The sequence below is a fragment of the Erythrobacter longus genome (assembly GCF_000715015.1).
Classification (GTDB): Bacteria; Pseudomonadota; Alphaproteobacteria; order Sphingomonadales; family Sphingomonadaceae; genus Erythrobacter; species Erythrobacter longus.
Genome location: NZ_JMIW01000007.1, coordinates 62109 through 85404, shown reverse-complemented (window position 1 = coordinate 85404; position 23296 = coordinate 62109). Strand labels below are relative to the sequence as shown.

At 57.6% G+C, this 23296-nt stretch carries 22 protein-coding genes; 15 read left to right on the top strand and 7 right to left on the bottom strand.

The features are described 5' to 3' along the window. Positions 1-38: 38 nt before the first annotated feature. A complete protein-coding gene (locus EH31_RS14295; RefSeq protein ID WP_034961562.1) occupies positions 39-470 on the top strand; it encodes a DUF2147 domain-containing protein in 432 nt (143 codons plus the stop codon). Here the strand turns inward: EH31_RS14295 and EH31_RS14290 are convergent. From EH31_RS14290 to EH31_RS14280, 3 genes are read right to left on the bottom strand one after another with little or no spacing between them, the layout of a single operon-like run. After that, a complete protein-coding gene (locus EH31_RS14290) occupies positions 467-2005 on the bottom strand; it encodes an ABC transporter permease/substrate-binding protein (protein WP_034961560.1) in 1539 nt (512 codons plus the stop codon). The genes EH31_RS14295 and EH31_RS14290 overlap by 4 nt on opposite strands. Then, complete coding sequence (locus EH31_RS14285; RefSeq protein ID WP_034961557.1) at positions 2002-2799, bottom strand: ATP-binding cassette domain-containing protein; 798 nt, start codon at positions 2797-2799, stop codon at positions 2002-2004. The genes EH31_RS14290 and EH31_RS14285 overlap by 4 nt, the downstream gene beginning before the upstream one ends. A gap of 37 nt (positions 2800-2836) precedes the next feature. Next, the gene (locus tag EH31_RS14280; protein WP_034961555.1) at positions 2837-3334 is read right to left on the bottom strand and encodes a hypothetical protein; all 498 of its coding nucleotides are present in this window, start codon (positions 3332-3334) and stop codon (positions 2837-2839) included. A gap of 204 nt (positions 3335-3538) precedes the next feature. Between EH31_RS14280 and EH31_RS14275 the strand changes: the two genes are divergently transcribed. From EH31_RS14275 to EH31_RS14240, 8 genes are all read left to right on the top strand, one after another. Further along, positions 3539-4708: an isovaleryl-CoA dehydrogenase gene (locus EH31_RS14275; RefSeq protein ID WP_034961552.1), complete on the top strand. Its 1170-nt coding sequence runs from the start codon at positions 3539-3541 to the stop codon at positions 4706-4708. Positions 4709-4739: 31 nt separating this feature from the next. Then, positions 4740-5165, top strand: coding sequence for a hypothetical protein (locus tag EH31_RS14270; protein ID WP_152553586.1), 426 nt, complete (start codon positions 4740-4742; stop codon positions 5163-5165). Between the two features lie 105 nt (positions 5166-5270). Next, positions 5271-5588: a DUF1330 domain-containing protein gene (locus EH31_RS14265; RefSeq protein WP_034961547.1), complete on the top strand. Its 318-nt coding sequence runs from the start codon at positions 5271-5273 to the stop codon at positions 5586-5588. A gap of 14 nt (positions 5589-5602) precedes the next feature. After that, positions 5603-5965: a hypothetical protein gene (locus EH31_RS14260; RefSeq protein ID WP_034961545.1), complete on the top strand. Its 363-nt coding sequence runs from the start codon at positions 5603-5605 to the stop codon at positions 5963-5965. Further along, a complete protein-coding gene (locus EH31_RS14255; protein WP_034961542.1) occupies positions 5962-7569 on the top strand; it encodes a carboxyl transferase domain-containing protein in 1608 nt (535 codons plus the stop codon). The genes EH31_RS14260 and EH31_RS14255 overlap by 4 nt, the downstream gene beginning before the upstream one ends. Beyond that, the gene (locus EH31_RS14250; RefSeq protein WP_034961540.1) at positions 7569-8177 is read left to right on the top strand and encodes a hypothetical protein; all 609 of its coding nucleotides are present in this window, start codon (positions 7569-7571) and stop codon (positions 8175-8177) included. The genes EH31_RS14255 and EH31_RS14250 overlap by 1 nt, the downstream gene beginning before the upstream one ends. Before the next feature lie 64 nt (positions 8178-8241). Further along, the gene (locus tag EH31_RS14245; RefSeq protein ID WP_034961538.1) at positions 8242-8871 is read left to right on the top strand and encodes a lysophospholipid acyltransferase family protein; all 630 of its coding nucleotides are present in this window, start codon (positions 8242-8244) and stop codon (positions 8869-8871) included. Between the two features lie 140 nt (positions 8872-9011). Then, entirely contained in the window at positions 9012-9653 is a 642-nt protein-coding gene (locus EH31_RS14240; protein ID WP_034961844.1) for a TetR/AcrR family transcriptional regulator, read from the top strand. Positions 9654-9676: 23 nt separating this feature from the next. On the opposite strand, the gene EH31_RS14235 is transcribed toward EH31_RS14240, so the two are convergent. The 4 genes from EH31_RS14235 to EH31_RS14220 form a co-directional block, all read right to left on the bottom strand. Further along, positions 9677-10468: a M50 family metallopeptidase gene (locus tag EH31_RS14235; RefSeq protein ID WP_034961536.1), complete on the bottom strand. Its 792-nt coding sequence runs from the start codon at positions 10466-10468 to the stop codon at positions 9677-9679. A gap of 3 nt (positions 10469-10471) precedes the next feature. Next, the gene (locus EH31_RS14230) at positions 10472-11671 is read right to left on the bottom strand and encodes an AI-2E family transporter (RefSeq protein ID WP_081853431.1); all 1200 of its coding nucleotides are present in this window, start codon (positions 11669-11671) and stop codon (positions 10472-10474) included. 105 nt (positions 11672-11776) lie between these two features. Next, a complete protein-coding gene (gyrB, locus tag EH31_RS14225) occupies positions 11777-14344 on the bottom strand; it encodes a DNA topoisomerase (ATP-hydrolyzing) subunit B (protein ID WP_034961534.1) in 2568 nt (855 codons plus the stop codon). A 96-nt stretch (positions 14345-14440) separates the two neighbouring features. Then, positions 14441-15397, bottom strand: a complete 957-nt coding sequence (locus EH31_RS14220) for a PIG-L family deacetylase (RefSeq protein ID WP_034961531.1) — start codon at positions 15395-15397, stop codon at positions 14441-14443. 143 nt (positions 15398-15540) lie between these two features. Here EH31_RS14220 and EH31_RS14215 point away from each other — a divergent pair, with 143 nt between their 5' ends. The 6 genes from EH31_RS14215 (at position 15541) to EH31_RS14190 (ending at position 23289) form a co-directional block, all read left to right on the top strand. Then, positions 15541-17109 (top strand): class I adenylate-forming enzyme family protein, encoded by a 1569-nt coding sequence (locus tag EH31_RS14215; protein WP_241765942.1) that lies wholly within the window; start codon positions 15541-15543, stop codon positions 17107-17109. A 1025-nt stretch (positions 17110-18134) separates the two neighbouring features. Then, positions 18135-19709 carry a glutamine-hydrolyzing GMP synthase gene (guaA, locus tag EH31_RS14210; RefSeq protein WP_034961530.1) on the top strand — a complete coding sequence of 525 codons (1575 nt, stop codon included), beginning with the start codon at positions 18135-18137 and terminating at the stop codon, positions 19707-19709. Between the two features lie 100 nt (positions 19710-19809). Further along, entirely contained in the window at positions 19810-20427 is a 618-nt protein-coding gene (locus EH31_RS14205; protein ID WP_034961528.1) for a YceI family protein, read from the top strand. Between the two features lie 97 nt (positions 20428-20524). Then, complete coding sequence (locus tag EH31_RS17745; RefSeq protein ID WP_081853430.1) at positions 20525-20719, top strand: hypothetical protein; 195 nt, start codon at positions 20525-20527, stop codon at positions 20717-20719. Between the two features lie 81 nt (positions 20720-20800). Then, on the top strand, positions 20801-21517 hold the full coding sequence (locus EH31_RS14195) for an endonuclease III domain-containing protein (protein WP_034961523.1): 717 nt from the start codon (positions 20801-20803) through the stop codon (positions 21515-21517). Positions 21518-21576: 59 nt separating this feature from the next. Continuing rightward, positions 21577-23289 carry a S41 family peptidase gene (locus EH31_RS14190; protein WP_034961521.1) on the top strand — a complete coding sequence of 571 codons (1713 nt, stop codon included), beginning with the start codon at positions 21577-21579 and terminating at the stop codon, positions 23287-23289. The last annotated feature ends 7 nt before the right edge of the window (positions 23290-23296 follow it).

Sequence of the window (23296 nt, the reverse complement as noted above, 5' to 3'; positions counted from 1 at the left end):
CCTTCGCGCGAACCTGCAAATGAACTCAGGAGACGTCCATGATCCACCGCTTGTTTTTGTCACTTGGGATGCTTGCGGCTGCCTTTCTGGCTTTCCCGGCGCAGGCTCTGGCAGCCGATTCCATCGCTGGGCGCTGGGTCACGCAGGACCGCGATGCGGTGGTAGAGATCAAGCAATGTGGCAATGTGACCTGCGGCCGGATCGCGCGTTTTTTGGTGACGCCGCCTGATGGCGCGGACCAGCGCGACATCAATAATCCAGACGCCAATCTGCGCCAACGCAAGCTTCTGGGCCTGCCGATCCTGACCCAGTTTCGCGAAGATGGCAGCAAATGGCGCGGGCGCATTTACGATCCCAACAATGGCAAAAGCTATCGCTCTGTGATCCAGCGAAAGGGCGCGAACACTATTGAGGTGAGCGGCTGTATCGGACCGTTTTGCCAAACGCAGACTTGGCGCCGCGCGCGTTAAAGCCCAATCTTTCGCGCCAGCTCTTGCGCTGCCTCTTTGGGGGTAAGCTTGCCTTCGCCCTCGCGGTCGACAGCGTAATTCGCCTCGCGCATGGCTGCTACAGAGATGGCTCCGATCAGGGGCTTTAGCGCGGCGGCAATATCCTCGTCCCCGGCAATGCGCGGGCTCATCATCAGCATGGCGTCATAGCTTGGCAGAGCTTCACGCGGGTCTTCGAGCACCACAAGCTTGTCCGCTGCAATCCGTCCGTCCGATGTATAGGCGCTGATCGCATCGGCTTCGCCAGATCGAAGCGCATTATACATGAAGGTGGGCGAGAAATTACGGGTTTTCCCGACGCGCAAACCATAGGCCTCGCGCACTGCAATCCATTCGGGCCGCTCGAAGAATTCGGGGTCCCCACCAAGGGTTAGCTGCGGGGCGACCGCGACCAAATCCTCAAGACTGGTGATGCCGAGTTCCGCCGAACGATCGCTGCGCATCGCAAAGGCATAGGCGTTTTCAAATCCCAGCCGCCCAAGCACGCGCACGCCCGTGTTTTCGCGCTCCCATTCGACGATAGTTTCATACATCGCCTCGCGGCCCGGATTGTCGGTGCGCTCCAGTTCATTGGTCCAGATCGTTCCGGTGTAATCGACCGAGATGTCGATGTTGGAAGAGGCAACTGCGCTGTGGACGACGGCTGATCCAAGGCCATCGCGGTAAGCAACCGAGTAGCCTGCCTTTTCAAGCTGCGCACCGATCAATTGGGCCAGAATATACTGCTCTGAGAACTGTTTGGACGCGATGACGATGGTGTCGTCATCCTCGCCCCCGCCTTGCGCAAACAGCGCCGCGCCAAGGCCAAGCGCGACCGCGACAAACCCTGCACCCCATTGCCATTTGCGCCTGTTTGCAATGCCGTTCTCGATCATTCCGAGCAGCCCATCGACCACGAGGGCAAGCCCAGCGCTCGCGATACATCCCGCGACCACGAGCGCCCAGTTCTGGGTTTGAAGCCCGGCAAAGATCGGATCGCCAAGGCTGGGTTGCCCGATAGTGGTGGCAAGGGTGGCAGCGCCGATGGTCCAAACGCTTGCTGTGCGAATGCCCGCCATGACAAAGGGCGCAGACAGAGGCGCTTCGACAAGGCGCAGTTTTTGCAGGCTTGTCATGCCAACCCCATCGGCGGCCTCGAGCACTTGCGGGTCGAGATTGGCCTGCGCCGTGACAGCGTTCCGAAGGATTGGGAGCAGCGCGTAAAGCGCAAGCGCGAGCAGAGCGGGAAGGAAGCCAAGCGTTGGCAAATCCTCGCCAAATACGGCGCGAAGGCTGAGCAAAATGGGAAAGAACAGCGCCAGCAGCGCCAAGGCTGGAATGGTTTGCACCAGGCTTGCGAAGCCGAGGGCAAAACGCGATACGGTTGGCGAACGGCTCGCCCAAATCGCCAAGGGCAATGCGACCAGAATGCCAAGCCCAATGGCGCTTGCAGCAAGCACAATATGGCTCGCAAATTTATCGCCAAGGCCAAAGAGGATTTCGACGATCTCGTTCATGCCCGACCATCCTTCGCGGGCGCATCTTCCATAGCGCTAAGGCGTTCGGCCTGTTCCCGAGGCACTGCGACCAGCCCTTGCGCAATATCGCCGCCTTCCCCTTTCAAAAGCGCGCGCGGAGCTTCGTCAGCGACCAAAGCGCCGCTATCCATCACCAGAACCCGGTCGGCGAGAAGCAGCGCTTCTGCCATGTCGTGGGTGACCATAATCGTGGTGAGGCCCAGCGCCTCGTGCAGCTCGCGCACCTTATTGCCCAGCGCATCGCGGGTGATGGGATCGAGCGCGCCGAAGGGCTCATCCATGATGAGAAGCTCAGGATCATTGGCGAGCGCGCGCGCAACGCCGACCCGCTGGCGTTGTCCGCCCGACAGTTCATCAGGCATCCGGCTGGCCATATCAGGTTCAAGCTCGACCAGTGTCAGCAGCTCTTCAATCCGGCTCTCGGCGAGTGCCTCTCCTGCAAGGCGTGGCCCGATTGCGATGTTCTCGCCCACGGTGAAATGCGGGAACAATCCGATCCCTTGGAACACATAGCCCACTCGCCTGCGCAGCTTCGCCTGGGGCACGGTGGTCACGTCATCGCCAGCAAACAGCACGCGTCCAGCGGTCGGCTCGACTAGCGTGTTGACCATCTTCAAAAGGGTCGATTTGCCCGATCCCGATGATCCCACAAGCGCGACAAAACTGCCCTTCGCAATTTCGCAGGTGATCCCGCCCACCGCGATAACATCGCCATAGCGCCGCTCGGTCCCTTCAAAGCGGACCAGCGCCTCACCCGCGCTGAAATCTGATATTGTTATAGCGATGCCGCGACCCTAACCCTGTTTGAGCTCAATTGCTTTCTTGTGCCCCACCATCGGCCCCATCATCAGCTGGCGGAGAGTACGTGATAGGTTTGAGCTCCACGCGTTTCGCATCATCGCTGCTCACCATAATAGAGCCGTCTTTGGCAGGCCGATCAGCGCTCCAGCAAGCACTCTTTCCTGCATCAGGCTGCATACAAAACGCGCCATCCGGACGACGTTCCCAGCTGCCAGTATCAGCCGCCACGCCGTTGCGAAAATCGCGATATCGCCCGTCTGCATCAAGGAAAGTCGTTTGCACCGACCCGTCCGCGCCAACGCTAAGCCAACCGGTGTTGGCCACCAACATGGGCCGGGACGCTATGGCCGTGTCGCCCGTCTCTTCGCCCGCTCCCGCTTCGCTGGGCGTTTCTGATGCCTCGGCCTCGCTTGAACCCTCTGATCCTGCATCGTCCGGAGCACACCCCGCCAATGCAAGGATCGCAAGAGGAGTAAGAAAGCGAACAGGTTTGATGCGTTGTGCCATGATGGTCGCAACGTAATGCGCAAATCGCTTGAGGCCAAGCGCTGTGCTAGGTTCTGACCCTAGAAGACTTTGACCCGTACGGCCACACGCGCGCGGTGGTTGGCCCTAATGATTGGCGTCATCCAATAAGATTGCTAAGGCGCGCAACATATGAATACACCCGTTTGAACACCGGCTGGTGAGCCTACTAATAAGAGAGCACTGATGCGAGCTACCCCTGATTTCGATTTCCAACTGGGCGAAAGCGCCGAGATGATCCGCGAAAGCGTCGGGCGTTTTGTTGACGAACAGCTCATGCCGCTAGGCGACAAAATCGACCGCGAAGACTATTTTCCGCGCGATGAAGTTTGGAAGGCTATGGGCGATCTTGGCCTTCACGGCATCACGGTGGACGAGGAAGACGGCGGGCTTGGCCTTGGTTATATCGAACACGTGATCGCGGTTGAAGAAGTCGCGCGGGCAAGCGCTTCGCTCTCGCTATCCTACGGCGCGCACTCGAACCTTTGCATCAACCAAATCCGCCGCTGGGCAAACCCTGAGCAAAAGGCGAAGTATCTGCCCAAACTGATCAGCGGGGAGCACGTGGGCTCGCTTGCTATGAGCGAGGCGGGCGCTGGCTCAGACGTGGTTTCGATGAAATTGAAGGCTGAAGCTGTGCAGGGCGGCTATGTGCTGAACGGCACCAAGTTCTGGATCACCAATGCGAGTGAGGCCGACACTTTGGTGGTCTATGCCAAAACGGACGGCGCGGCGGGATCACGCGGGATCACGGCGTTTTTGATCGAGAAAGGCATGCCCGGTTTCTCCATCGGCCAGAAGATCGAGAAAGTCGGCATGCGTGGGAGCCCCACCGCAGAGCTGGTCTTCGACAATTGCGAAGTTCCTGAGGAAAACATCATGGGGCCTTTGAACGGCGGCGTGGGCGTTTTGATGAGCGGGCTGGATTATGAGCGCGTTGTGCTCGCAGGCCTTTCCATCGGCATCATGCAGGCCTGCCTCGACACGGTCATCCCGTACGTTCGTGAGCGCAAACAATTCGGCAAACCCATCGGTTCCTTCCAGCTGATGCAGGGCAAAATCGCCGATATGTACGTCGCCCTGCAAACCGCGCGCGCCTATGTCTATGCAGTCGCCAAAGCGTGCGACGCCAACCAGACCACCCGTTTCGATGCGGCTGGCGCAATCCTTTATGCGAGCGAGAACTCGTTCAAAGTGGCAGCCGAAAGCGTGCAAGCCTTGGGCGGCGCAGGCTACACCACCGACTGGCCGGTGGAGCGCTATATGCGCGATGCGAAGCTGCTCGATATTGGCGCTGGGACCAATGAGATCCGCCGGATGCTGATCGGGCGCGAATTGATTGGGGCAGGTGGATAACTCTGCGGCCTTGAGAAAGGGGACTAAATCTATGACGGAGAGACCAGACGGGTCGCAAGCAACAGCAAGCGGATGGGTGTTGGTAGCTATCGGAGTGTTGGCGGTCTTCGTGGCTGCTGGCGCCGAAACCTTTGAGGGTATGGTGTGGGGAGCTCTGGTTGCCAACCTCGGAATAGGTTTAGGTATACTCCTCCTCTCTTTAGGCTATCTCGTAAAGGCAATCTGGTTTTTGCCAGCTCGCGACATCGAAACCGCCGATGCAAAAAATGAAAATCTGGGAAGCGAAGGTGCGGATGGCTTCCATTTTTGCGACTGGTGCCATCTGGGACTTTACTCGCCTGATGTGGCTTGTTCCCGTCAGAGCGAGGAAGAGATACTAGCCGATGTTGAAAGCAAAGACTCCTTACAGGCGGCCTGTCAGCATGAGTTGAAGAAGCGGGGGCTAATCAGTGAATGATAGGCCCGAACAAATCCGCCATCCTGAACTTGTTTCAGGATAACACTGGTAGCGTCCGTCGCTTATTATCCCGAAACAAGTTCGGGATGACGAACTGAGGAAAAAATGACCGCACCCGTTTATATGATCAGCCGCATGACCATTCATGACCGTGCGCAATACGACAAATATGAAGAGCGTTTCATGGAAATCTTTGAGAAATTCAAAGGCAAAATGCTCAGCGTCGATGAAGAGCCGCAAGTGGTCGGCGGCGAGTGGAATGCCACCCGCAGTGTGCTGATCGAATTTCCCGACAAGCCCAAGCTTTTCGCATGGCTCACCTCGACCGAATATCAGGAAATCGGCCAATTCCGCGATGCGGGCAGTACGGCTGAGGCGATTATCGTCAAGGGGCTTGAGCCCGGCGATATTCCCGGAACGTAAGGCCCGCCCGCCTGATGCCAACTATTGCGAAAATCATCTGGTCGCTGGGATTTGTCATCGGGACGATTACCCATTCGCTTGACCTGTTTCACCTGGGCTGGCTGCCCTATGATTTCATGCCCTTGCCGTGGAACATCTATTGGACTTCGCTGACCTTCCTGGACCCGCTGGCGGTTTTGCTCATCTGGGCGCGAGAGCGTTGGGGTGTGTGGCTGGGGCTAGCCATTATGGCCTCCAACGTTCTGGTGAATGGCTACACTTACCTCATCGGCTATGACGAGTTCCTATTCGGCCTAACGCTACAGACCCTGTTCGCCGCATTTGTATTTTTCGCGAGCTGGGAGCATTTTCGAGCTGCAAAGAAAGAGACCACATGACCGCACCTGTTCTCACCACCAAGCTTGATAGCGAAGCGCCAGAAGCCAAGGCCCGCGCTGCGCATAACAAAGCGCTGGCCACCGACCTGCGCGAAGCAGTCGCTAAGGCTAGCCTCGGCGGGCCGGAGCGCTCCCGCGAACGCCACGTATCGCGCGGGAAACTGCTGCCTCGTGAGCGGGTCGAACGGCTCCTTGATCCGGGCTCGCCCTTCCTTGAGATCGGCCAGCTTGCCGCCAATGGCATGTACGAGGGCGATGTGAACGCGGCCTCCATCATCTGCGGCATCGGGCGCGTTTCGGGGCGTCAGGTCATGATCGTATGCAACGATGCGACGGTGAAAGGCGGCACTTACTATCCTCTGACGGTGAAGAAGCATCTTCGCGCGCAAGAGATCGCGATGGAGAACCGCCTGCCGTGCATCTATCTCGTCGACAGCGGCGGGGCGAACCTGCCGCATCAGGCCGAGGTCTTCCCCGACCGCGACCACTTTGGGCGCATCTTCTTCAATCAGGCGAATATGTCGGCCGCTGGCATTCCGCAGATCGCCTGTGTGATGGGCTCTTGCACCGCTGGCGGGGCCTATGTCCCGGCGATGTCCGATGAGACGGTGATTGTGCGCAACCAAGGTACAATTTTCCTCGCAGGCCCCCCTCTGGTGAAGGCGGCGACGGGTGAGGAAATCACTGCCGAGGATCTTGGGGGCGGCGACCTTCATGCCAAGAAATCCGGCGTGGTCGATCACCTCGCTGAGAATGACGAGCACGCGCTGACCATCGTGCGTGATATCGTCTCACAGCTTGGCGCGAACACCGGCGCGGCCACAGACATAGCGCTCAAAGACCCGCGCCCGCCCAAGTTTGACGCAGACGACCTCTATTCAATCGTGCCCGACGATGTGCGCGCGCCTTACGATGTGAAAGAGGTGATTGCGCGGCTTGTGGACGGCAGCGAGTTCCACGAGTTCAAGGCGCACTACGGCTCCACACTGGTCTGCGGCTTTGCGCATATCTGGGGGATGCCGGTCGGGATTATCGCCAATAATGGCGTGCTCTTTTCCGAGAGCGCACAAAAAGGCGCGCACTTTATCGAGCTTGCGTGTCAGAGGCGCATCCCGCTCCTGTTCCTCCAGAATATCAGCGGCTTTATGGTCGGCGGCAAGTACGAGGCGGAAGGCATCGCCAAGCATGGCGCAAAGCTTGTCACCGCCGTCGCCACCGCGACCGTGCCCAAGATCACCGTGGTCATCGGCGGCAGCTTTGGCGCAGGCAATTACGGCATGGCGGGCAGAGCCTATTCCCCGCGCTTCCTTTTTACCTGGCCCAATGCGCGCATCTCGGTGATGGGCGGCGAGCAAGCCGCAAGCGTGCTAGCAACCGTCCACCGCGACGCCGACAAATGGAGCTCAGAGCAAGCCGAGGCCTTTAAAGCTCCGATCCGGCAGAAATACGAGGATGAAGGCAACCCCTACTACGCCACCGCAAGGCTGTGGGATGACGGGGTGATTGATCCAGTGCAGACACGCGATGTGCTGGGGCTGGCCTTTGCGGCTACGTTGGAGGCCCCGATTGCTGAGCGGCCTCAGTTTGGTGTGTTTAGGATGTGATGCAACAGCACGATCCTGGGCGCTACAAAAAATGCATGCACGAGCTCAAGCACCGCATTGCCATTTTTGATAGTGCTATGGCCCCATTCCGCAAACAAAATGAGCTGGCAGTTCCCAATCTTGAGCTGGCTTTGTTACAACTCCGGAAGTGCTACGAGCTAATTGCGTTCGCCTCGATTTCAGCAAACCAGAAACAGTACTCTTTGAACCGAAAGCGCTTTGAAAAGGACTGGAGGATCGCCGAGATTGTTAAGAACGTTGAGAAAATCAATCCTCGGTTTCTACCTGTCGGGGTGAGGAGAATAATAACGGATGGCGACACTGAGGCTCCACATGAGTTGTTGCCAAACGGGTTTTCAATAACATCGAAAGAACTCTTGAGTTGGCACGGTCGGATTGGTGAACTCATGCATGCCTCGAACCCCTACTCGTCAAAACCACAGTATTTGAAGCTTCACGGCTGGGCCTGCGAACGTCGCGACCACTTAATCGGTCTTCTGTCAAACCACACGACAGTTATTGAGTTCGAGCGCATTTTCTACCTGTGTTCGATGGAAGTCCATCCAGAGTTAGAGATACAAGTCTCAATCTTTGAGATTGCAGAGTAGCTAAATCCCTCTCGCTTTCCGCAACGTAACTGCTAATCATGCGTAAGGGACGAGAGAGAACGCTTTGAAACACAACGAAACCCGTAATGTCGGTCTGCTGTCGCGGATCGTGAACCGGATCATTCTGTTTATCTACTGGCTCAAAGGCTGGCGCATCGTCGAGCGCTTTCCCACCGAGGTGAAGAAATGCGTCATCGCGGGCGCGCCGCACACGTCCAACTGGGATTTCGTGTTTTTCGCAGGCGCGACCAAGGAAGAGAAAGTGCAGCCCAACTTCATGGGTAAACACACACTTTTCAATGGAATGATGCGCAATTTCATGCTCGACATGGGCGGTATCGGTGTGGATCGAAGCAAAGCGGGCGGCACGATCCAGCAATTGAAAGACGAATACGACGCGCGCGATGAGCTTAACCTCGTGATCGCCTGCGAGGGCACTCGCAAGTCTGACGGCAAGTGGAAATCGGGCTTTTACAATATCGCCAAGGCAGCAGGCGTACCCATCGTTCTGGCCTATGCTGACAATGACAAACGCACCATCGGATTTAGCCAGCCCATGATGCCAACAGGCAACTATGGCGAGGATCTTTTGAAGATCGCGGAATGGTTCCGCTCCAAAATACCCGATCTCGAACGGTACAAAGTGCTGGAGCAACAGGCAAAAGACATCATCGCGGGCAAGAACGAGTTTTAGGAACGAGATTTCTACGCCCCTTATGTTCGCGTCACGGATCGAATGCGATTTTGCGTCGCACCGTTTTTGTGACGAAATGCCTTTAAGCCTTGGCCCTGCGCTCCTATGTAACCCTGAAATCAGGAGGGCCCCCGCAAGCCATGCCTTTGAGCGAAGAAACCCGTAAGAAAGAACGCAAGCGCATCGCGACTATGGTCATCGACCTTGTCAAAGAGCGCGGGAGCGAGATATCCTTTGCCACTGCGCAAACCGAAAGCGGGCTTTCGCGCAGCCGGTTTGAATGGGTTTTTGCAGACTACGACGATCTGTTCGATGCGGTCGCTGGCATTTGGCTCGCGCCGCATATGGAAGTCATGGAAAAGGTGCTCGACGCTGATCTTCCACCCATCCGCAAGATGTACGAATTCTTCCGTAAACGCTTTGTGATTTCGCGAGATCGCTGGCGCGCAGACCCGCATAACTTCACCATGATTTGTGAGATGGGTGCGGCCAATTTTGAACGGGTGCGCTCTTATGTCGATTTGGCCGACCACTATTTGTGCGAGATTATCGTCCAGGCGCAGGCCGAAGGATATTTTGCAGGGCTGGAAATTGATGAGACATTGTCGCTCATCAATCAGATGCTGGCCAATTACACGATCCCCGATGCTCTCATTTACCTCGGCGATAAGCTCAATGAGGAAAAGCTCGCGCGGATTGTTGATACGATCTTCATCGGTCTTTCAAAAGAAGCAGGCGACGAGGCGAAGGGCTTGAACACCATTCGGGTTGCCACTTCTTAAGGCCAATAGCCGCCTCGATATGATTATCTGTCGTGGTCCGAACGCCGTTTAAACTGCAGCACATTGGCGGGCAGTTTACGCTCGTTTTTGAGCCTACGCTCATCATTCAACGCATATTTGAGGCTTGCGCCGACCATGCCGCCTGATGTGAGCAGGATAACCGCAGCCCACACCCAATGCGGAAGCCATAAAGCCGCCTCGATCTGGCCGGTGTCAGACAGGATCGTCTGCCCGCCAATCTCCACGCTTTCCGCAAAGAAATAGCGGTAGTCGCTAAACATGCTCATCGCGCCCAAGACGCCGAGGAATTGCAGGGTGAAGCGGTTGATGCCAGGTGACGCTTTCCATGCGATCAGTGCCAACATCGCAGCGATCAGTGGTAGCACTGCGACCCCTACGCTTGAACGAACGTAGAGGATTACAGAGGCAAAGATCGCGGCAGATGTGCCCCAAAGAACCGGGCGCCACAGCTTGGAATGCGCGCTTGCGACAATCAATCCTGCGCCAACAAAGGTGGGAGCAAGCGGCCCGCCTGCTGCAATTGCCGCCCGCAATAATGGCGATGCGTCCGTCGCCACCCGGCTTTGCGCAAGGCCAGAGCCATTGGAGTAAATCAGCAGGCTGTCAAAGCTTTGCCCCAATGCGAGCGCGGTGAGGCCGTGTCCCATTTCGTGAAACCAGGTGGTGAGGATGACAAACGGATAAACGAGGTAATTGCCAAACGGCAGCGAGGGTAGAGCCATTACGATGAACGCGGCCAAGATCAGGCGTCCGACTTCTTCGGCCTGACTTCCCGGTTCCACCATTGAGCGCATGGCCTAACCCTCCTGCATCGCAGCAGTGTGCGTAGGGCCTTCGTCTGACAATCGCTCTAGTGCGTCCAACTCTTCATCGCTGCGCGCCTTGCCATCGGGGCCAACGCGCATCCGGTAGCGGGCTGCAGCCTCTTCGTCCTCGGCGCGTTGTTCCTGAAAAATGGACCAGCTGGCAAGGAACATTCCCGCGACAAGCGGCCCCAGAACAATGCCGGAAAAGCCTGCAAGCGAAATACCGCCAAGGGTGGTCACCAGCACGATCCAGTCAGGAATGCCGGTGTCTCGTCCTACAAGGATCGGGCGCAGCACATTGTCGACGCTGGAGATGATGATGAAACCTGCGCCCAGCACAAAGACGCCCTGCCAAACCTGACCAGCAAGGATGAGCCACACTCCTGCAGGCGCCCAGACAAGGGCGGTGCCCACTGCCGGGATCAGCGCGAGAATTGCCATAAGGACGCCGAGCAACAAAGCGGATGGCACACCCGCAATGGCAAGGACGATGCCTCCGATCGTGCCCTGGATAATTCCAACGACGCCTGACCCTTTGATGACAGCCCGTACAACGCCGAGGAACCGGTCTGACAAGCGGTCAGCAATTGCCCGGTCGATGGGCGCGGAATGAAGGATGGTTTCCCCGATGCGTGACCCATCGCGAAGGAGGAAAAAGAGCACGTAGAGCCCGATGCCAAAGCTCAACACGAAGCCCAAAGCGCCGCTGCCGATGGAAAGAGCCTGCTGTGCGATCATACCTGCGCTTTCCCCAAGGACGCCCTGGAGCCGATCCTGTATCGCGGAGAAGTTGGCAAAGCCGTTTTCGGCGGCAAACTTTTTCATGTCCGCAGGCAGCATCGCGTAGGTTTCATTCACCCATGCGACGATATCGATCGGCTCTTCCTGAAATGCGTTCACAAGCTTGATCGCTTCATTGGCGACCATTGACCCGAGCCATAACGCCGGGAGCAGGACCGCGACGAATATGATCAAAAGCGACAGGGCCGCTGCTGGATTGCGGCGCCCGCGCGTTTTAATGAGTGTCCACCTGTAGAGTGGCTGAAACATGATCGCAGCCAAGGTTGCCCACATAAGCGGGCCAACAAAGGGCCATGAGACCCATACCAAAAGAATAGAAACCGCCGCGAGAATGAGCAAAAAGCTCCAGTGTTCAAGCGCGGTCGTATCGTTGGGTTCAGCTTCGGACATAGTCCAGTTGATGTCGGTGCAAATGCCCCAAACATCAAGAGCTAACCACGAGGGTCTCTTTAAAAGTGAGGCCCCACGTAGCTTTCAAGCGACAAGCGCTATTGATTACACGTCGAGATTGGCGACGCTGAGCGCATTGTCCTGAATAAACTCACGGCGCGGTTCGACCACATCGCCCATAAGGCGGGTGAAGATCTCATCCGTCACATCGGCATCCTCGACCTTTACCTGCAAAAGCACACGGTTTTCCGGGTCGAGCGTGGTTTCCCAGAGCTGTTCCGGGTTCATCTCGCCAAGGCCCTTATAGCGGCTGATCGAGAGGCCCTTGCGCCCTGCCGCCATGACTGCGGCAAGCAGCTGGCTTGGGAGCGAGATCGCATCTTCGGCCAAGATAACGGGTTCATCGCCCGCATCGTCTTCGTCTTCATCTGAAGATGTCTCCGGCTCTGCCTCGCCCGCATCGCCTGCTTTTACCAGACGCACCGCCTGGTTGTAGGTTTCTGCCTGATCAGCGGCGATGGAGTGAAGCTTTTGGCCTTCCGTGCTGATAAGGAAGCGGCCTTCAATCTCGTGGACATCGGTAACGCCGCGCCACAGACGCGAGAATTGAACAGCGCCGTTTTCGAGCATGCGCACGGACCAACGCGCGTCCTGGTCGCCTGCCTCAAGCCTTTCAGCGGTCAACTCAAGCGCTTTCAGCCGCTCTGTATCGCCAAGCCCTGGCTTCAGCGCGCCCGAAAGCGCCATTTGCTCGATAATTTCGCTGTTATAGCGGCGTGGCACAAATGCGATCATGTTTTTTAGGCGCAGTGCCCCGTCGACAAGAGTGCGCAAGTCTTCGCCTGAGCGAGCACCGCCTGATGTTTCGAGAATGCGCCCTTGAAGGCCTGCATCCACGAGATAACGGTCAAGCGCGCCTTCGTCTTTGACGTACACCTCGCTCTTGCCCTTGGCGACTTTGAACAAAGGTGGTTGAGCGATGAAAAGGTGCCCGGCTTTCACGATCTCCGGCATCTGGCGATGGAAGAAGGTGAGCAAAAGCGTGCGAATGTGCGCCCCGTCGACGTCAGCGTCGGTCATGATCACGATCTTGTGATAGCGCAGTTTTTCAAGGTCGAATTCATCGCGAATACCGGTGCCCATCGCCTGGATCAGCGTGCCGACTTCTTTGGAAGAAATGATCCGGTCAAAGCGCGCGCGTTCCACGTTCAGGATCTTACCTTTAAGCGGCAGGATCGCCTGATACTGGCTGTCGCGCCCGCCTTTGGCTGAACCACCAGCCGAATCACCCTCGACGAGGAAGATTTCGGCCTTGGTCGCGTCGCGTTCGCGGCAATCGGAAAGTTTGCCGGGCAGCGAGGCAACGCTCATGGCACCTTTACGGCTCATTTCGCGCGCGCGTTTCGCGGCCTCACGAGCAGCGGCCGCATCGATGATCTTCTGAACGATCGATTTGGCTTCATTGGGGTTTTCTTCCAGCCACTCGTTCATCTTCTCGCCCATCAGCGATTGGAGCGGTTGGCGTACCTCGGAAGAAACCAATTTGTCCTTGGTTTGCGAGGAGAATTTGGGATCGGGCAGCTTCACGCTGACAATCGCGGTCAATCCTTCGCGCATGTCTTCACCCGAAAGCGAGACTTTGGCTTTGCTCAGCATCCCGGAGCGTTCAGCATAATTGTTGAGCGTGCTGGTCAGCGCTGCGCGGAAGGCTGCCAAATGCGTGCCACCGTCGCGCTGAGGAATGTTGTTCGTGAAGCACAGGACGTTTTCGTAATAGCTGTCGTTCCATTCCAGAGCGACATCGATGCCGATACCTTCCTTTTCCGCCGAGACCGAGATCGGCTCAGGAATGAGAGCCTCCTTGTTTCGGTCGAGGTATTTCACGAAGGCTGCAATCCCGCCCTCGTAATAAAGGTCGTGCTCAAGAGGCTCTTCGTGACGCAGATCGCGCAGGAGAATGCGGACACCGGAATTGAGGAAAGCAAGCTCGCGGTAGCGGTGCTCAAGCTTGTCAAAATCGTATTCGGTCACGTTTTTGAACGTGTCATTTGAGTGGTGGAAGGTGACCCGCGTGCCTTTTTTAAAGCCATTATCGTCCGGGTTTTGATCAACCTTTGGCGCATCGCCCTTGATCTCAAGGCTGTTCACCGCATCGCCGTGCTCAAAACGCATCCAGTGTTCTTTGCCGTCGCGCCAGATCATCAGCTCCAGCCATTCGGACAGCGCGTTCACCACCGACACGCCCACGCCGTGCAGGCCGCCAGAAACCTTGTAGGCGTTGTCATCGGAGGTGTTTTCAAACTTACCGCCCGCGTGCAGCTGGGTCATGATGACTTCGGCGGCGGACACGCCTTCTTCCTTGTGCATCCCCACAGGGATGCCGCGGCCATTGTCTTCGACAGAGACGCTGCCATCGGGGTTCAATTCGATCAGAACAAGGTCACAGTGCCCCGCGAGCGCCTCGTCGATTGCGTTGTCTGAAACCTCGAACACCATGTGGTGGAGGCCAGAGCCATCATCGGTATCGCCAATATACATGCCGGGCCGTTTGCGCACGGCGTCCAAGCCCTTGAGGACCTTGATAGAATCGGCGCCATATTCACCCTGCTGCTTTTCAGGCTTGCTCGGGCTCTGGGGCGAATTTTGTGGCGCGTTTGATGAGTTCTCTTCCATCCCCAATATATAGGCGCTCTGGTCAGGAAACCCAAGCTGTGGAGGGCCCATAGTGAAGCTTTTCCACCGCCCTGCACTATGGGGTGGATGCTGTTCTCAACGCTCGCGTGGAAAGGCGAGGCGAAATGGGACTTGTCCGCGCCAGATCCGCTCGTGCAATGTCCCTGCGAGCACCCGGCGCGGGGCCGCTGCAAACTGACTTTCATAGCAATCCACGGCTGCAATGGTCGCATCAAGATCGGGCAATTCGTAACTGATGCTGTTTGTCACCAAAGAGGGATGAAGCCGCGCCCACCCGTCAAAGCCGGCGAGCTCACCTTCCTCGGGATCGCTGGCTGCGGGAAAGGCGGCGTATAAAAGGTCGGGACGCTCTGGGCCCATGGCTTGCACCACTTGCGTAACCGCATTGCTGGTGATCCGGTGGTCAGCATGGCCATAGCCGCCATCAGGGCCCCATGTCATAATGACATTGGGTTTTTGGAGAGCGATAAGCCCCGCAATCCGCTCGCTCATATCGCGCATCTGGCTTTGCGTGTTGCGCGCCTCGCCTGCAAGCGTCCCATCGCCAAATCGCCAGAAAATCGGTTCCTCAATGCCCAGAGCAAAGGCTGAGCAGCGCGCCTCGTTCTCGCGCAAAGTGGCCAATTTAGCGCCTGGTTCCAAGCCGCTATTGCCGGGCCCCGCATCGCCGCTGGTCGCAAAGACGAGCGTCACCTCGCCTTTCTCGCGGGCAATGCGAGCAAGAACGGGTGCCATGATCAGCTCATCATCGGGATGCGCAAGAATGGCGAGCACCGATGCCACTTCCGGGATGATCGGGTTATTGGGTCCTGCATCATCACGCTTTGCATCGCTTGCGCGCGGCGCAAGGGGTATGGCCTTGGGCCTTTGTCCCGGCGTAATGCGGGTGACAACCTGACCATCCTCCAGCGTTTCTTCCTGGGGCTGTGGGCCTGCGGTTTGGGCAAGCGCGGGAGCAGCCAAGGTCGCAAGGCAACCCATTGCCAGCGCGAATGGGAGTTCTACTCTGAAATGTGAATATGCCGCGGCCATTGTTCTTCCCTTTTGCCCGAACGCCCGTCACGCGCCCTTATTCCCAGCACACTTGTGCCAAAGGGGTAAAGAAATGGCCACCAGAGCGATTTGTGTCGTTTCGCCTCTTGTCGATAAGCCCATGAACCGTATGGTTCAGCGCCATGATCGCAAATGATGCAAAAGAGGCCATGAAGGCCGAACTCGCCCGGCCATTTGGCTCCTTCCCGGAGGTCTTGCGCAAATGGTCGCAAATTCAGCCAGACGCCATTGCGATGGTCGACGACGTGCGCGATGTCGCTTGGGCAGAGCTGATTGGCGAGGTTGAACGCCTTGCTGCGCGCATGATCGAAACGGGCCTAACGCGGGGGCAATCGGTTGCTATCCTTGGCACAAGTACGGTCAACTATGCGCTCGTATTCCTCGCCGCCGTTCGTGCGGGCGGGGTTGCGGCGCCGCTTACGACCAGCGCTTCGCCCGAGCAGCTTGAGGGGATGGCCAGGGATTCAGGCGCACGCCACCTGTTCATCGATGCAGGCAAAGCGGCAGAGCTTGGCCCTGATTTCATGTCAGAACTGATCCGGGTGCCTTTGGAGGATATTGATAGCTGGATGGCGCCTCCCGGAAGCCGCGCGCCCGATTTTGAGCCTGCCCCCGGCGACCCGTTCAACATCATCTATTCCTCTGGCACGACCGGAATCCCCAAGGGGATCGTCCATTCGCACCAGATGCGCTGGCTGCAATTTGCCTCGACTGCGCTCTCTTATCTGGAGGCAGGGTTCCCGGTAAGAACGCTCGCCTCGACCCCGCTTTATTCCAACACCACAATGGTGGGTTTTCTGCCAGCGCTTCTGGCGGGAGGCACGATGCGGGTCATGGGCAAGTTTGATTGCGGGCAATGGCTGGGGCATGCGCAAAGCGATCGTACGACGCTCACCATGCTGGTGCCGGTACAGTATCAGCGGTTGATGGATTATCCCGCCTTTGACGAACACGATTTGTCATCGCTCATCCTCAAATACTGCACGTCTGCACCCTTTTCACCGGAGCTCAAGCGCGAGGTGCTGGATCGGATGCCGGGCGGTCTTGTTGAGATATACTCCATGACCGAGGGCGGCGTTGTGTGCCTTCTTCCAGCGCATGAATTCCCCGACAAGCTTCATACTGTTGGCAGGCCCGCACCGGGCAGCGAGATGCGGGTGCTTGATGACGAAGACAAGGAGGTGCCAGCGGGCACGCCGGGCAATCTCATCGGCCGCTCTCAAACCATGATGAGCGGCTATAAAAACCGCCCGGACAAAACCAACGAAGCGCAATATGTCGATGCACAGGGCGGCGTCTGGATGCGCATGGGGGACATTGGCCGGGTTGACGAAGATGGCTTTGTTGAACTGGTTGGCCGCGCCAAGGACATGATCATTTCGGGCGGCTTCAACATCTATCCAACCGATCTCGAGACGCAGCTTGAGCATGAAGATGACGTTGTCGAAGCGGCGGTTGTCGGCATCGCATCAAGGGCATGGGGGGAAACGCCGGTGGGCTTTGTCGTATTGGGCAATGAGCCGCGCGATGTGGATGCAATTCTGGCCAGCGTGAACGCGAGGCTTGGCAAGACGCAACGCCTCTCAGCGCTGCACGCGATTGATGAAATGCCGCGCAGTCATATTGGCAAGCTCTTGAAAACTGAGCTGAGGGAAATGGCAGCCGCAAAGGCGGCATTGGCGGACAGCTAGCTTTTGCCAATCACCGGGCCGCTCGCATCAAAGCGAAGCGACCCGGTTTTTAGCATTTACACGATAAGCGCACTGAATGTCGCACCGCTTACGGCGAGAGCGACAACCATTGCGAACGCGTTTTGAGCAAAGCTACGCATTTTCATTTCCTATGACGGAGGTTGGAGAGGGAGGGGTTCCGCCAATGCGCAATATATAGTGCGTGGTAAGAAACAATGTAACACCGCCCCCTGCGCAAATACCTATACAGTGTGATAGATTTTCTCGGTCACAGCCCGATCGAATACAGCGCTCCGGGAGAGGGGGTGTCCCCGACAGTTTTGAGACGCGGCCACCATTGGGAGGGAGGGAGAGTGGTGGCCGCGTCTCGCTAGCTGCGCTAGCCGCTAAGCGCTTACCGTGTCGAACATCGGACCTGCGATCCCGGCGCTATAAAAAGCGCCACCAGGTCAGAGCCAATCAGCGGGGCGGCAGCCACAGCGTAGGGGAACGCTGCTGAGGGATTTGGACGTTTTGTGGCAAGGTGCTGGAAGTCACCGGGCCCGTCACAAACCACTCTCATAAAGGCTACCGACTTGCGGCAGGCAGTTTAGATGGGTCGAGGTCGGGGAAACTTGACGACCCATCGTTTGCGCCGGGCCAGCTTGGAGAGAGGGGGCTGGCGGCGCGGCGTTGGGCCCTATCTGGCGTTCGATTGCACGAAACTCAAATGCTAAAACCTGTAGATAAGATGCAAAATATGCAACTAGTCTGGGGCGCTTGCAATGGGCTTACGCTGCGATGCAGCAAATTTTCTCCTCAGAAAAACGCCACTCCTCGCATTCATTTCTGAAATCTACCGCAGTGCAGCAAGTTTTTGCGCGCTCTTGTAAGCGCCTGAGGTTGTTTCGAAATTCTCACCATTCCCTTGGTGCTCAGATCCGGCGACATCGGCGGGGTTGTGGCCCCTATTTACGCAATAGGATTGGTATTGCACCTATAGTGCGCTGGACAGTGAGCGCTGCGCTGCCGTAACGGGTGCGCGCATGGAAAAAGAGCATCTCCCAGATTCGATCCTCATCGTCGATTTCGGCAGCCAGGTGACCCAGCTTATCGCGCGCCGTGTGCGCGAGGCGGGCGTTTATTCCGAAATCGCACCCTTCACCATGGCCGAAGAGGCATTTCGCCGCTTGAACCCTAAAGGCATTATCCTTTCAGGCGGCCCGGCAAGCGTGTGCGACGATGGCAGTCCCCGCGTACCCCAAAGCTTCTTTGAAGCGGGCGTACCGATCCTTGGCATTTGTTATGGCCAACAGGTGATGAGCCAGCAATTGGGCGGCGAAGTGCGGCCGGGACACGAAACGGGAGAAGGCGGCGAATTTGGCCGCGCTTACCTGACAGTCACCCAAGAATGCGCGCTGTTCGACGGGCTCTGGAAAGAGGGCGAGCGCCATCAGGTCTGGATGAGCCACGGTGACAAGGTCACGCAGTTTGCCCCCGGATTTGAAATTGTCGCAATCTCAGATGGCGCGCCATTTGCGGTGATCGCAGATGAGAAACGCAAGTTCTACGGCACACAGTTCCACCCCGAAGTCGTCCACACGCCCGACGGTGGCAAGCTGCTCGCCAATTTCGTGCGCCACGTCTGCGGCCTCACTGGCGATTGGACCATGGCAGAGTTCCGCAAGACCAAGATCGAGGAAATCCGCGCACAGGTCGGTTCTGGCCGCGTCATCTGCGGGCTTTCGGGCGGTGTTGATTCAGCAGTCGCAGCGGTCCTGATCCATGAAGCGATCGGTGACCAGCTCACCTGCGTCTATGTCGATCACGGCCTCATGCGGCTCAACGAAACAGAGCAAGTTGTCTCGCTCTTCCGCGACCATTACAACATTCCGCTGGTCGCCGTGGATGCAGAAGAAACGTTCCTCGCTGGCCTTGCTGGCGTCACTGATCCAGAGAAAAAGCGCAAATTTATCGGCGGTGCCTTCATCGATCTGTTCGAGGCAGAAGCTAGACAAGTCGGCGGCGCGGATTTCCTCGCGCAAGGCACGCTCTATCCCGATGTGATCGAAAGCGTCAGCTTCACCGGCGGGCCAAGCGTTACGATCAAGAGCCACCACAATGTCGGCGGCCTTCCAGAGCGCATGAATATGCAATTGGTCGAGCCCTTGCGCGAGCTTTTCAAAGACGAAGTGCGCGATCTGGGCCGTGAACTGGGCCTTCCCGAAGCGTTTGTCGGGCGCCATCCTTTCCCTGGCCCTGGACTAGCGATCCGCATTCCGGGCGAAGTTACCAAGGAACGCTGCGACATCCTGCGCAAAGCCGACGCGATCTACCTCGAAGAGATCCGCAAAGCTGGCCTCTATGACGCGATCTGGCAGGCCTTTGCTGTGTTGCTCCCGGTCAAGACGGTTGGCGTGATGGGCGATGGCCGCACCTATGACAGCGTCTGCGGCCTTCGCGCGGTCACCAGCACAGACGGGATGACGGCCGATGTCTATCCGTTTGACGCGAGCTTCCTGACAGGGGTCGCAACGCGCATCGTCAATGAAGTCCAAGGCATCAACCGGGTGGTCTATGACTATACGTCAAAGCCGCCCGGCACGATTGAATGGGAGTAAATCTGCACAATCGAGTATTCTCGCAGCCTTGAGTGGTTGGTGATTGCCGTAAACTTGCTAAATGAGCGTTCAACAATCTAGAACTTGAAGGACCGATCCCATGCCCCGCTTTTACCTGAAAGCCAGCCTCGCAGTTGTCGCCACGTTTGCGGTCATTGCATGTTCGCAAGGCCCCGTCGAAGCGCCATCGGTTACGGGGACGCAATGGACCGTCGATACCGACGCGTCCGAGCTTTCCTATGTTTCGATCAAAGCGGGCGAAATTGCCGAGGCAAATACCTTTGAAACGGTCACAGGTTCGGTAAGCGGAGAAGGCGCCGCTACGATTGAGATTGACCTTGCTTCGGTTTCAACGGGCGTCGACATTCGCGATGAGCGTATGCGCGATATCTTCTTTGTAGTTGCCAACAACCCTAAGGCGACGGTCACCGCCCAAATTGATCCCGCCGCTTTTGAGGCGCTGGGCGTGGGCGAAAGCGCGGACACCACTCTGGATGGCACGCTCTCACTTGCCGGTGTTGAGGCACCCTTTCAGGCTGAAGTCAGCGTGACGCGCGCAGGGGCCGACCGAATTATCGCGGTGACCGACAAGCCGGTGATCATCGATGCAGGCCGGTTTGAACTCACCGATGAATTGGCACAATTGCAGGAGCTCGCCGGGCTTGCATCCATCACGCCCGCGGTGCCCGTCACATTCTCGATTGCCTTTGAGCGCTAGGCCAAGCGGCTAATTCGTTTGAATTGAGGTGGATCAATTATCGGCTGCTTTGATCTTGCCATAGGCCTTTCCAATGCTTGCATAGAAAGGACCGACAATGTTGAAAGTTGCCGCTATTTTGTTTCCAGTCATCGCGACCACTTTGATGGGAGTTGCGGTTATCGCCGTGCTGACAATGGATATGCAATCGACGTCGCAGCCAATCCTGTTCGCCGCAATTGGTGCCTTTGTGCTGTCGGTGCCGATTTCATGGTTCGTCGCCAAGCAGATTCCGGGCGTCAACAAGACTTGAAGCATCTCGCCTTCTGATCTGGTGTGGAATGCCCCATAAATTCGACTTGTGAAGGGCCGGCCCGCGTCGCATTGTGGTGCCATGCAATTGGACCTGGGCGGCGATCATCGGACCGATATTCTGCGGCGGAGCCAGGCGGCGCTGATTGCTCGCTTTGGCCGGATTATCCGCCCACCCAACAAACGCCGCAGCCCTGAGTGGGTGCTGGTCCATGGGGTGATCGGTGCGCAGACCAAGACAGCGGCCTCCAACGCTTCTACTGATGGGCTTCTTGCGGAGTTCGGCTCTTGGGAGGCGGTGGCTGAATTGCCGGAGAAGGCGCTCGAAGATCGACTTCAGCGCCAGAGCTTCCCCAGCGTGGCGGCCAAAAGGCTGAAGGCGTGCTTGCAGGCAATCATTGCCGAGCGGGGCAGCGTTACACTCAGCCACCTCTCCAACCTGCCTTTGCAAGAAGCGATGGCGTGGCTTGAAACCCTCCCCGGCGTTGCGCGCAAGAACTCCGCAGGCGTGATGAACGCTAGCAGTTTTGACCGCAAAGCCATGGTGATCGATGGCCACCACCGCCGGATTATGCAGCGTATGGGGCTGGTCCCCGCAAAGGCTGATACAGCGAAAACCTATGATGCGTTGATGCCAATTGTGCCGCCCGAATGGTCGGCTGCGGATATGGATGAGCACCATTTGCTGCTCAAAAAACTGGGTCAGACTTATTGCCGACCGCGAGCGCTGCGCTGTTCCTTGGGCGAGGGATGCCCGGTTCGCGGTGACTGTCAGACAGGCCAATCACAAGACAGCTAAGGTTCATCTGCGAGGCCTAGCCTCACCCGATCAAAGCGGGAAATGGTGGAGTGAACGCGATGAAATCACATTTGAAACTGGCCGGTAGTCTGGCGGCAGCTGTGGCGGTTCTGGTCGCTCCTGCCACGGTATTGGCTAAGGATGCCGGGACATCGCACAGCGCGGATCAGGAGCCTCGAAACGCGGAAGCGATTGCGCGCCTGATCGCGGTCTGGGGTTTTGTGAAATACCATCACAACGATGCGCGCGATGGCCTCATGCCGATGGATAAGGCCTTCTTTGAGCTTTACCCTCAAGTGGCAAGCGCTGGATCTCTGGAAGACGCTGACGCAGTGATCGCGGCCTGGCTGGATGCGATTGGTTACGGGGAGCCATGCGACCCTTGCGCCGATGATGCCATGCCGAGTGCGGACCAGATCGCCATTGTTCGGCCGACCAACGCCTGGATCGCAACCCTTCCAGAAGCCCTCGCTCTTCGGGTAAAGGCAGTCTTCAATAACCGCAGCGCTGCGGCAGGGAATTTCTTCGTCCAAACGGCGCCGGTCATTGGCAACCCTCTATTCTCTAACGAGCCGGATTATTCGAACACCAGCCGTGTGGACGATGAGGCGATGCACCTTTTGACGCTTGCACGGCAGTGGAATTTGCTGCGCTATTGGTTCCCCTATCGCGATGTGATGGACACCGATCCGCACGCCTTGCTGGAGGGAGCGCTTGATGAGTTCTTGACCGCAGAAACCCCCGAAGACAGGCAACGTGCCCGGCTGCGCTTTGCCGCCGAGTCCGACGATGGCCACGTCAATATTGCAGCGTATCGAAAGGCTGGCTCGCCGATAGGTGAATGTATGTCACCTCACGGCTGGCAATTTGTCGAAGGGAAGCTGGTGCTCGACGGCCGAGGCATTGAGGGTCACGAACAGCTGCGCCCCGGTGATGTCGTGACAAAGCTTGATGGCGTCGAAGTCGTGGATCTGGCGCAAGAGTACGGCGCAATGATCGCTGCCTCAAACTCTGCGTGGCGCGAGCGAATGCTGGCCGCAACATTGGCTCGCGGTGTTTGCGCAACTCGCCAGATTACGGCCACGCGTGGGGAAGAGGCATTCGATGTCGCAGTTGACTGGACCGCGCAAGGGGCCTCCGCCAGCCCCGATTTTGGCCGCGCAGGCGAGACAATTCAAAAGCTTGAGGACACGGTCACTTATGTGAAGTTCGACCAGCTAAAGCGTGACCAGCTGCCTGAACTGGTTGAAGCTGCCAATGCTGGCACAGGGCTGGTGCTGGATATGCGCGGTTATGTGAGTGATTTTCTGGTCTTTGCGCTGGGTCAATATCTGGTTGATGAACCCACCGAATTTGCGGTTTTCACACGCGCTGACGTGGCGACGCCGGGTCAGTTTGTCTGGGGGCAGACAATGACGCTCAATCCCGATCCCGATGGCCAGCGCCTAACCGTGCCAGTCGTCGCGATCGTTAATGCTGCAACAGTAAGCTCGCCTGAGTATCATGCGATGGCTTACCGGGCTGGTGGTGTAACAATCGTGGGCAGCACCACTGCTGGCGCGGATGGAAATGTGTCGAGTTACCCCTTGCCCGATGGTGCAGGGATGCGGTTTTCAGGGATCGGGGTGTACTACCCTGACCTTACCCCAACTCAACGGGTCGGGATCGTGCCTGATGTCATGGTCAAGCCAACGATTGCCGCAATAGTGGCTGGCCGCGATGAACAGCTGGAGGGGGCTCTTGCGTACCTGAAGGCGCAAACCGCCGGCTAGGCAGACG

Coding starts and splice junctions, on each gene's coding strand:
- guaA (WP_034961530.1), top strand. CDS start 18,135: ATGGAAAAAGAGCATCTCCCAGATTCGATCCTCATCGTCGATTTCGGC.
- EH31_RS14190 (WP_034961521.1), top strand. CDS start 21,577: ATGAAATCACATTTGAAACTGGCCGGTAGTCTGGCGGCAGCTGTGGCG.
- EH31_RS17745 (WP_081853430.1), top strand. CDS start 20,525: ATGTTGAAAGTTGCCGCTATTTTGTTTCCAGTCATCGCGACCACTTTG.
- EH31_RS14275 (WP_034961552.1), top strand. CDS start 3,539: ATGCGAGCTACCCCTGATTTCGATTTCCAACTGGGCGAAAGCGCCGAG.
- EH31_RS14235 (WP_034961536.1), bottom strand. CDS start 10,468: ATGCGCTCAATGGTGGAACCGGGAAGTCAGGCCGAAGAAGTCGGACGC.
- EH31_RS14220 (WP_034961531.1), bottom strand. CDS start 15,397: ATGGCCGCGGCATATTCACATTTCAGAGTAGAACTCCCATTCGCGCTG.
- EH31_RS14195 (WP_034961523.1), top strand. CDS start 20,801: ATGCAATTGGACCTGGGCGGCGATCATCGGACCGATATTCTGCGGCGG.
- EH31_RS14270 (WP_152553586.1), top strand. CDS start 4,740: ATGACGGAGAGACCAGACGGGTCGCAAGCAACAGCAAGCGGATGGGTG.
- EH31_RS14250 (WP_034961540.1), top strand. CDS start 7,569: ATGCAACAGCACGATCCTGGGCGCTACAAAAAATGCATGCACGAGCTC.
- EH31_RS14230 (WP_081853431.1), bottom strand. CDS start 11,671: ATGTCCGAAGCTGAACCCAACGATACGACCGCGCTTGAACACTGGAGC.
- EH31_RS14280 (WP_034961555.1), bottom strand. CDS start 3,334: ATGGCACAACGCATCAAACCTGTTCGCTTTCTTACTCCTCTTGCGATC.
- EH31_RS14240 (WP_034961844.1), top strand. CDS start 9,012: ATGCCTTTGAGCGAAGAAACCCGTAAGAAAGAACGCAAGCGCATCGCG.
- EH31_RS14265 (WP_034961547.1), top strand. CDS start 5,271: ATGACCGCACCCGTTTATATGATCAGCCGCATGACCATTCATGACCGT.
- EH31_RS14215 (WP_241765942.1), top strand. CDS start 15,541: ATGATCGCAAATGATGCAAAAGAGGCCATGAAGGCCGAACTCGCCCGG.
- EH31_RS14290 (WP_034961560.1), bottom strand. CDS start 2,005: ATGAACGAGATCGTCGAAATCCTCTTTGGCCTTGGCGATAAATTTGCG.
- gyrB (WP_034961534.1), bottom strand. CDS start 14,344: ATGGAAGAGAACTCATCAAACGCGCCACAAAATTCGCCCCAGAGCCCG.
- EH31_RS14295 (WP_034961562.1), top strand. CDS start 39: ATGATCCACCGCTTGTTTTTGTCACTTGGGATGCTTGCGGCTGCCTTT.
- EH31_RS14260 (WP_034961545.1), top strand. CDS start 5,603: ATGCCAACTATTGCGAAAATCATCTGGTCGCTGGGATTTGTCATCGGG.
- EH31_RS14205 (WP_034961528.1), top strand. CDS start 19,810: ATGCCCCGCTTTTACCTGAAAGCCAGCCTCGCAGTTGTCGCCACGTTT.
- EH31_RS14255 (WP_034961542.1), top strand. CDS start 5,962: ATGACCGCACCTGTTCTCACCACCAAGCTTGATAGCGAAGCGCCAGAA.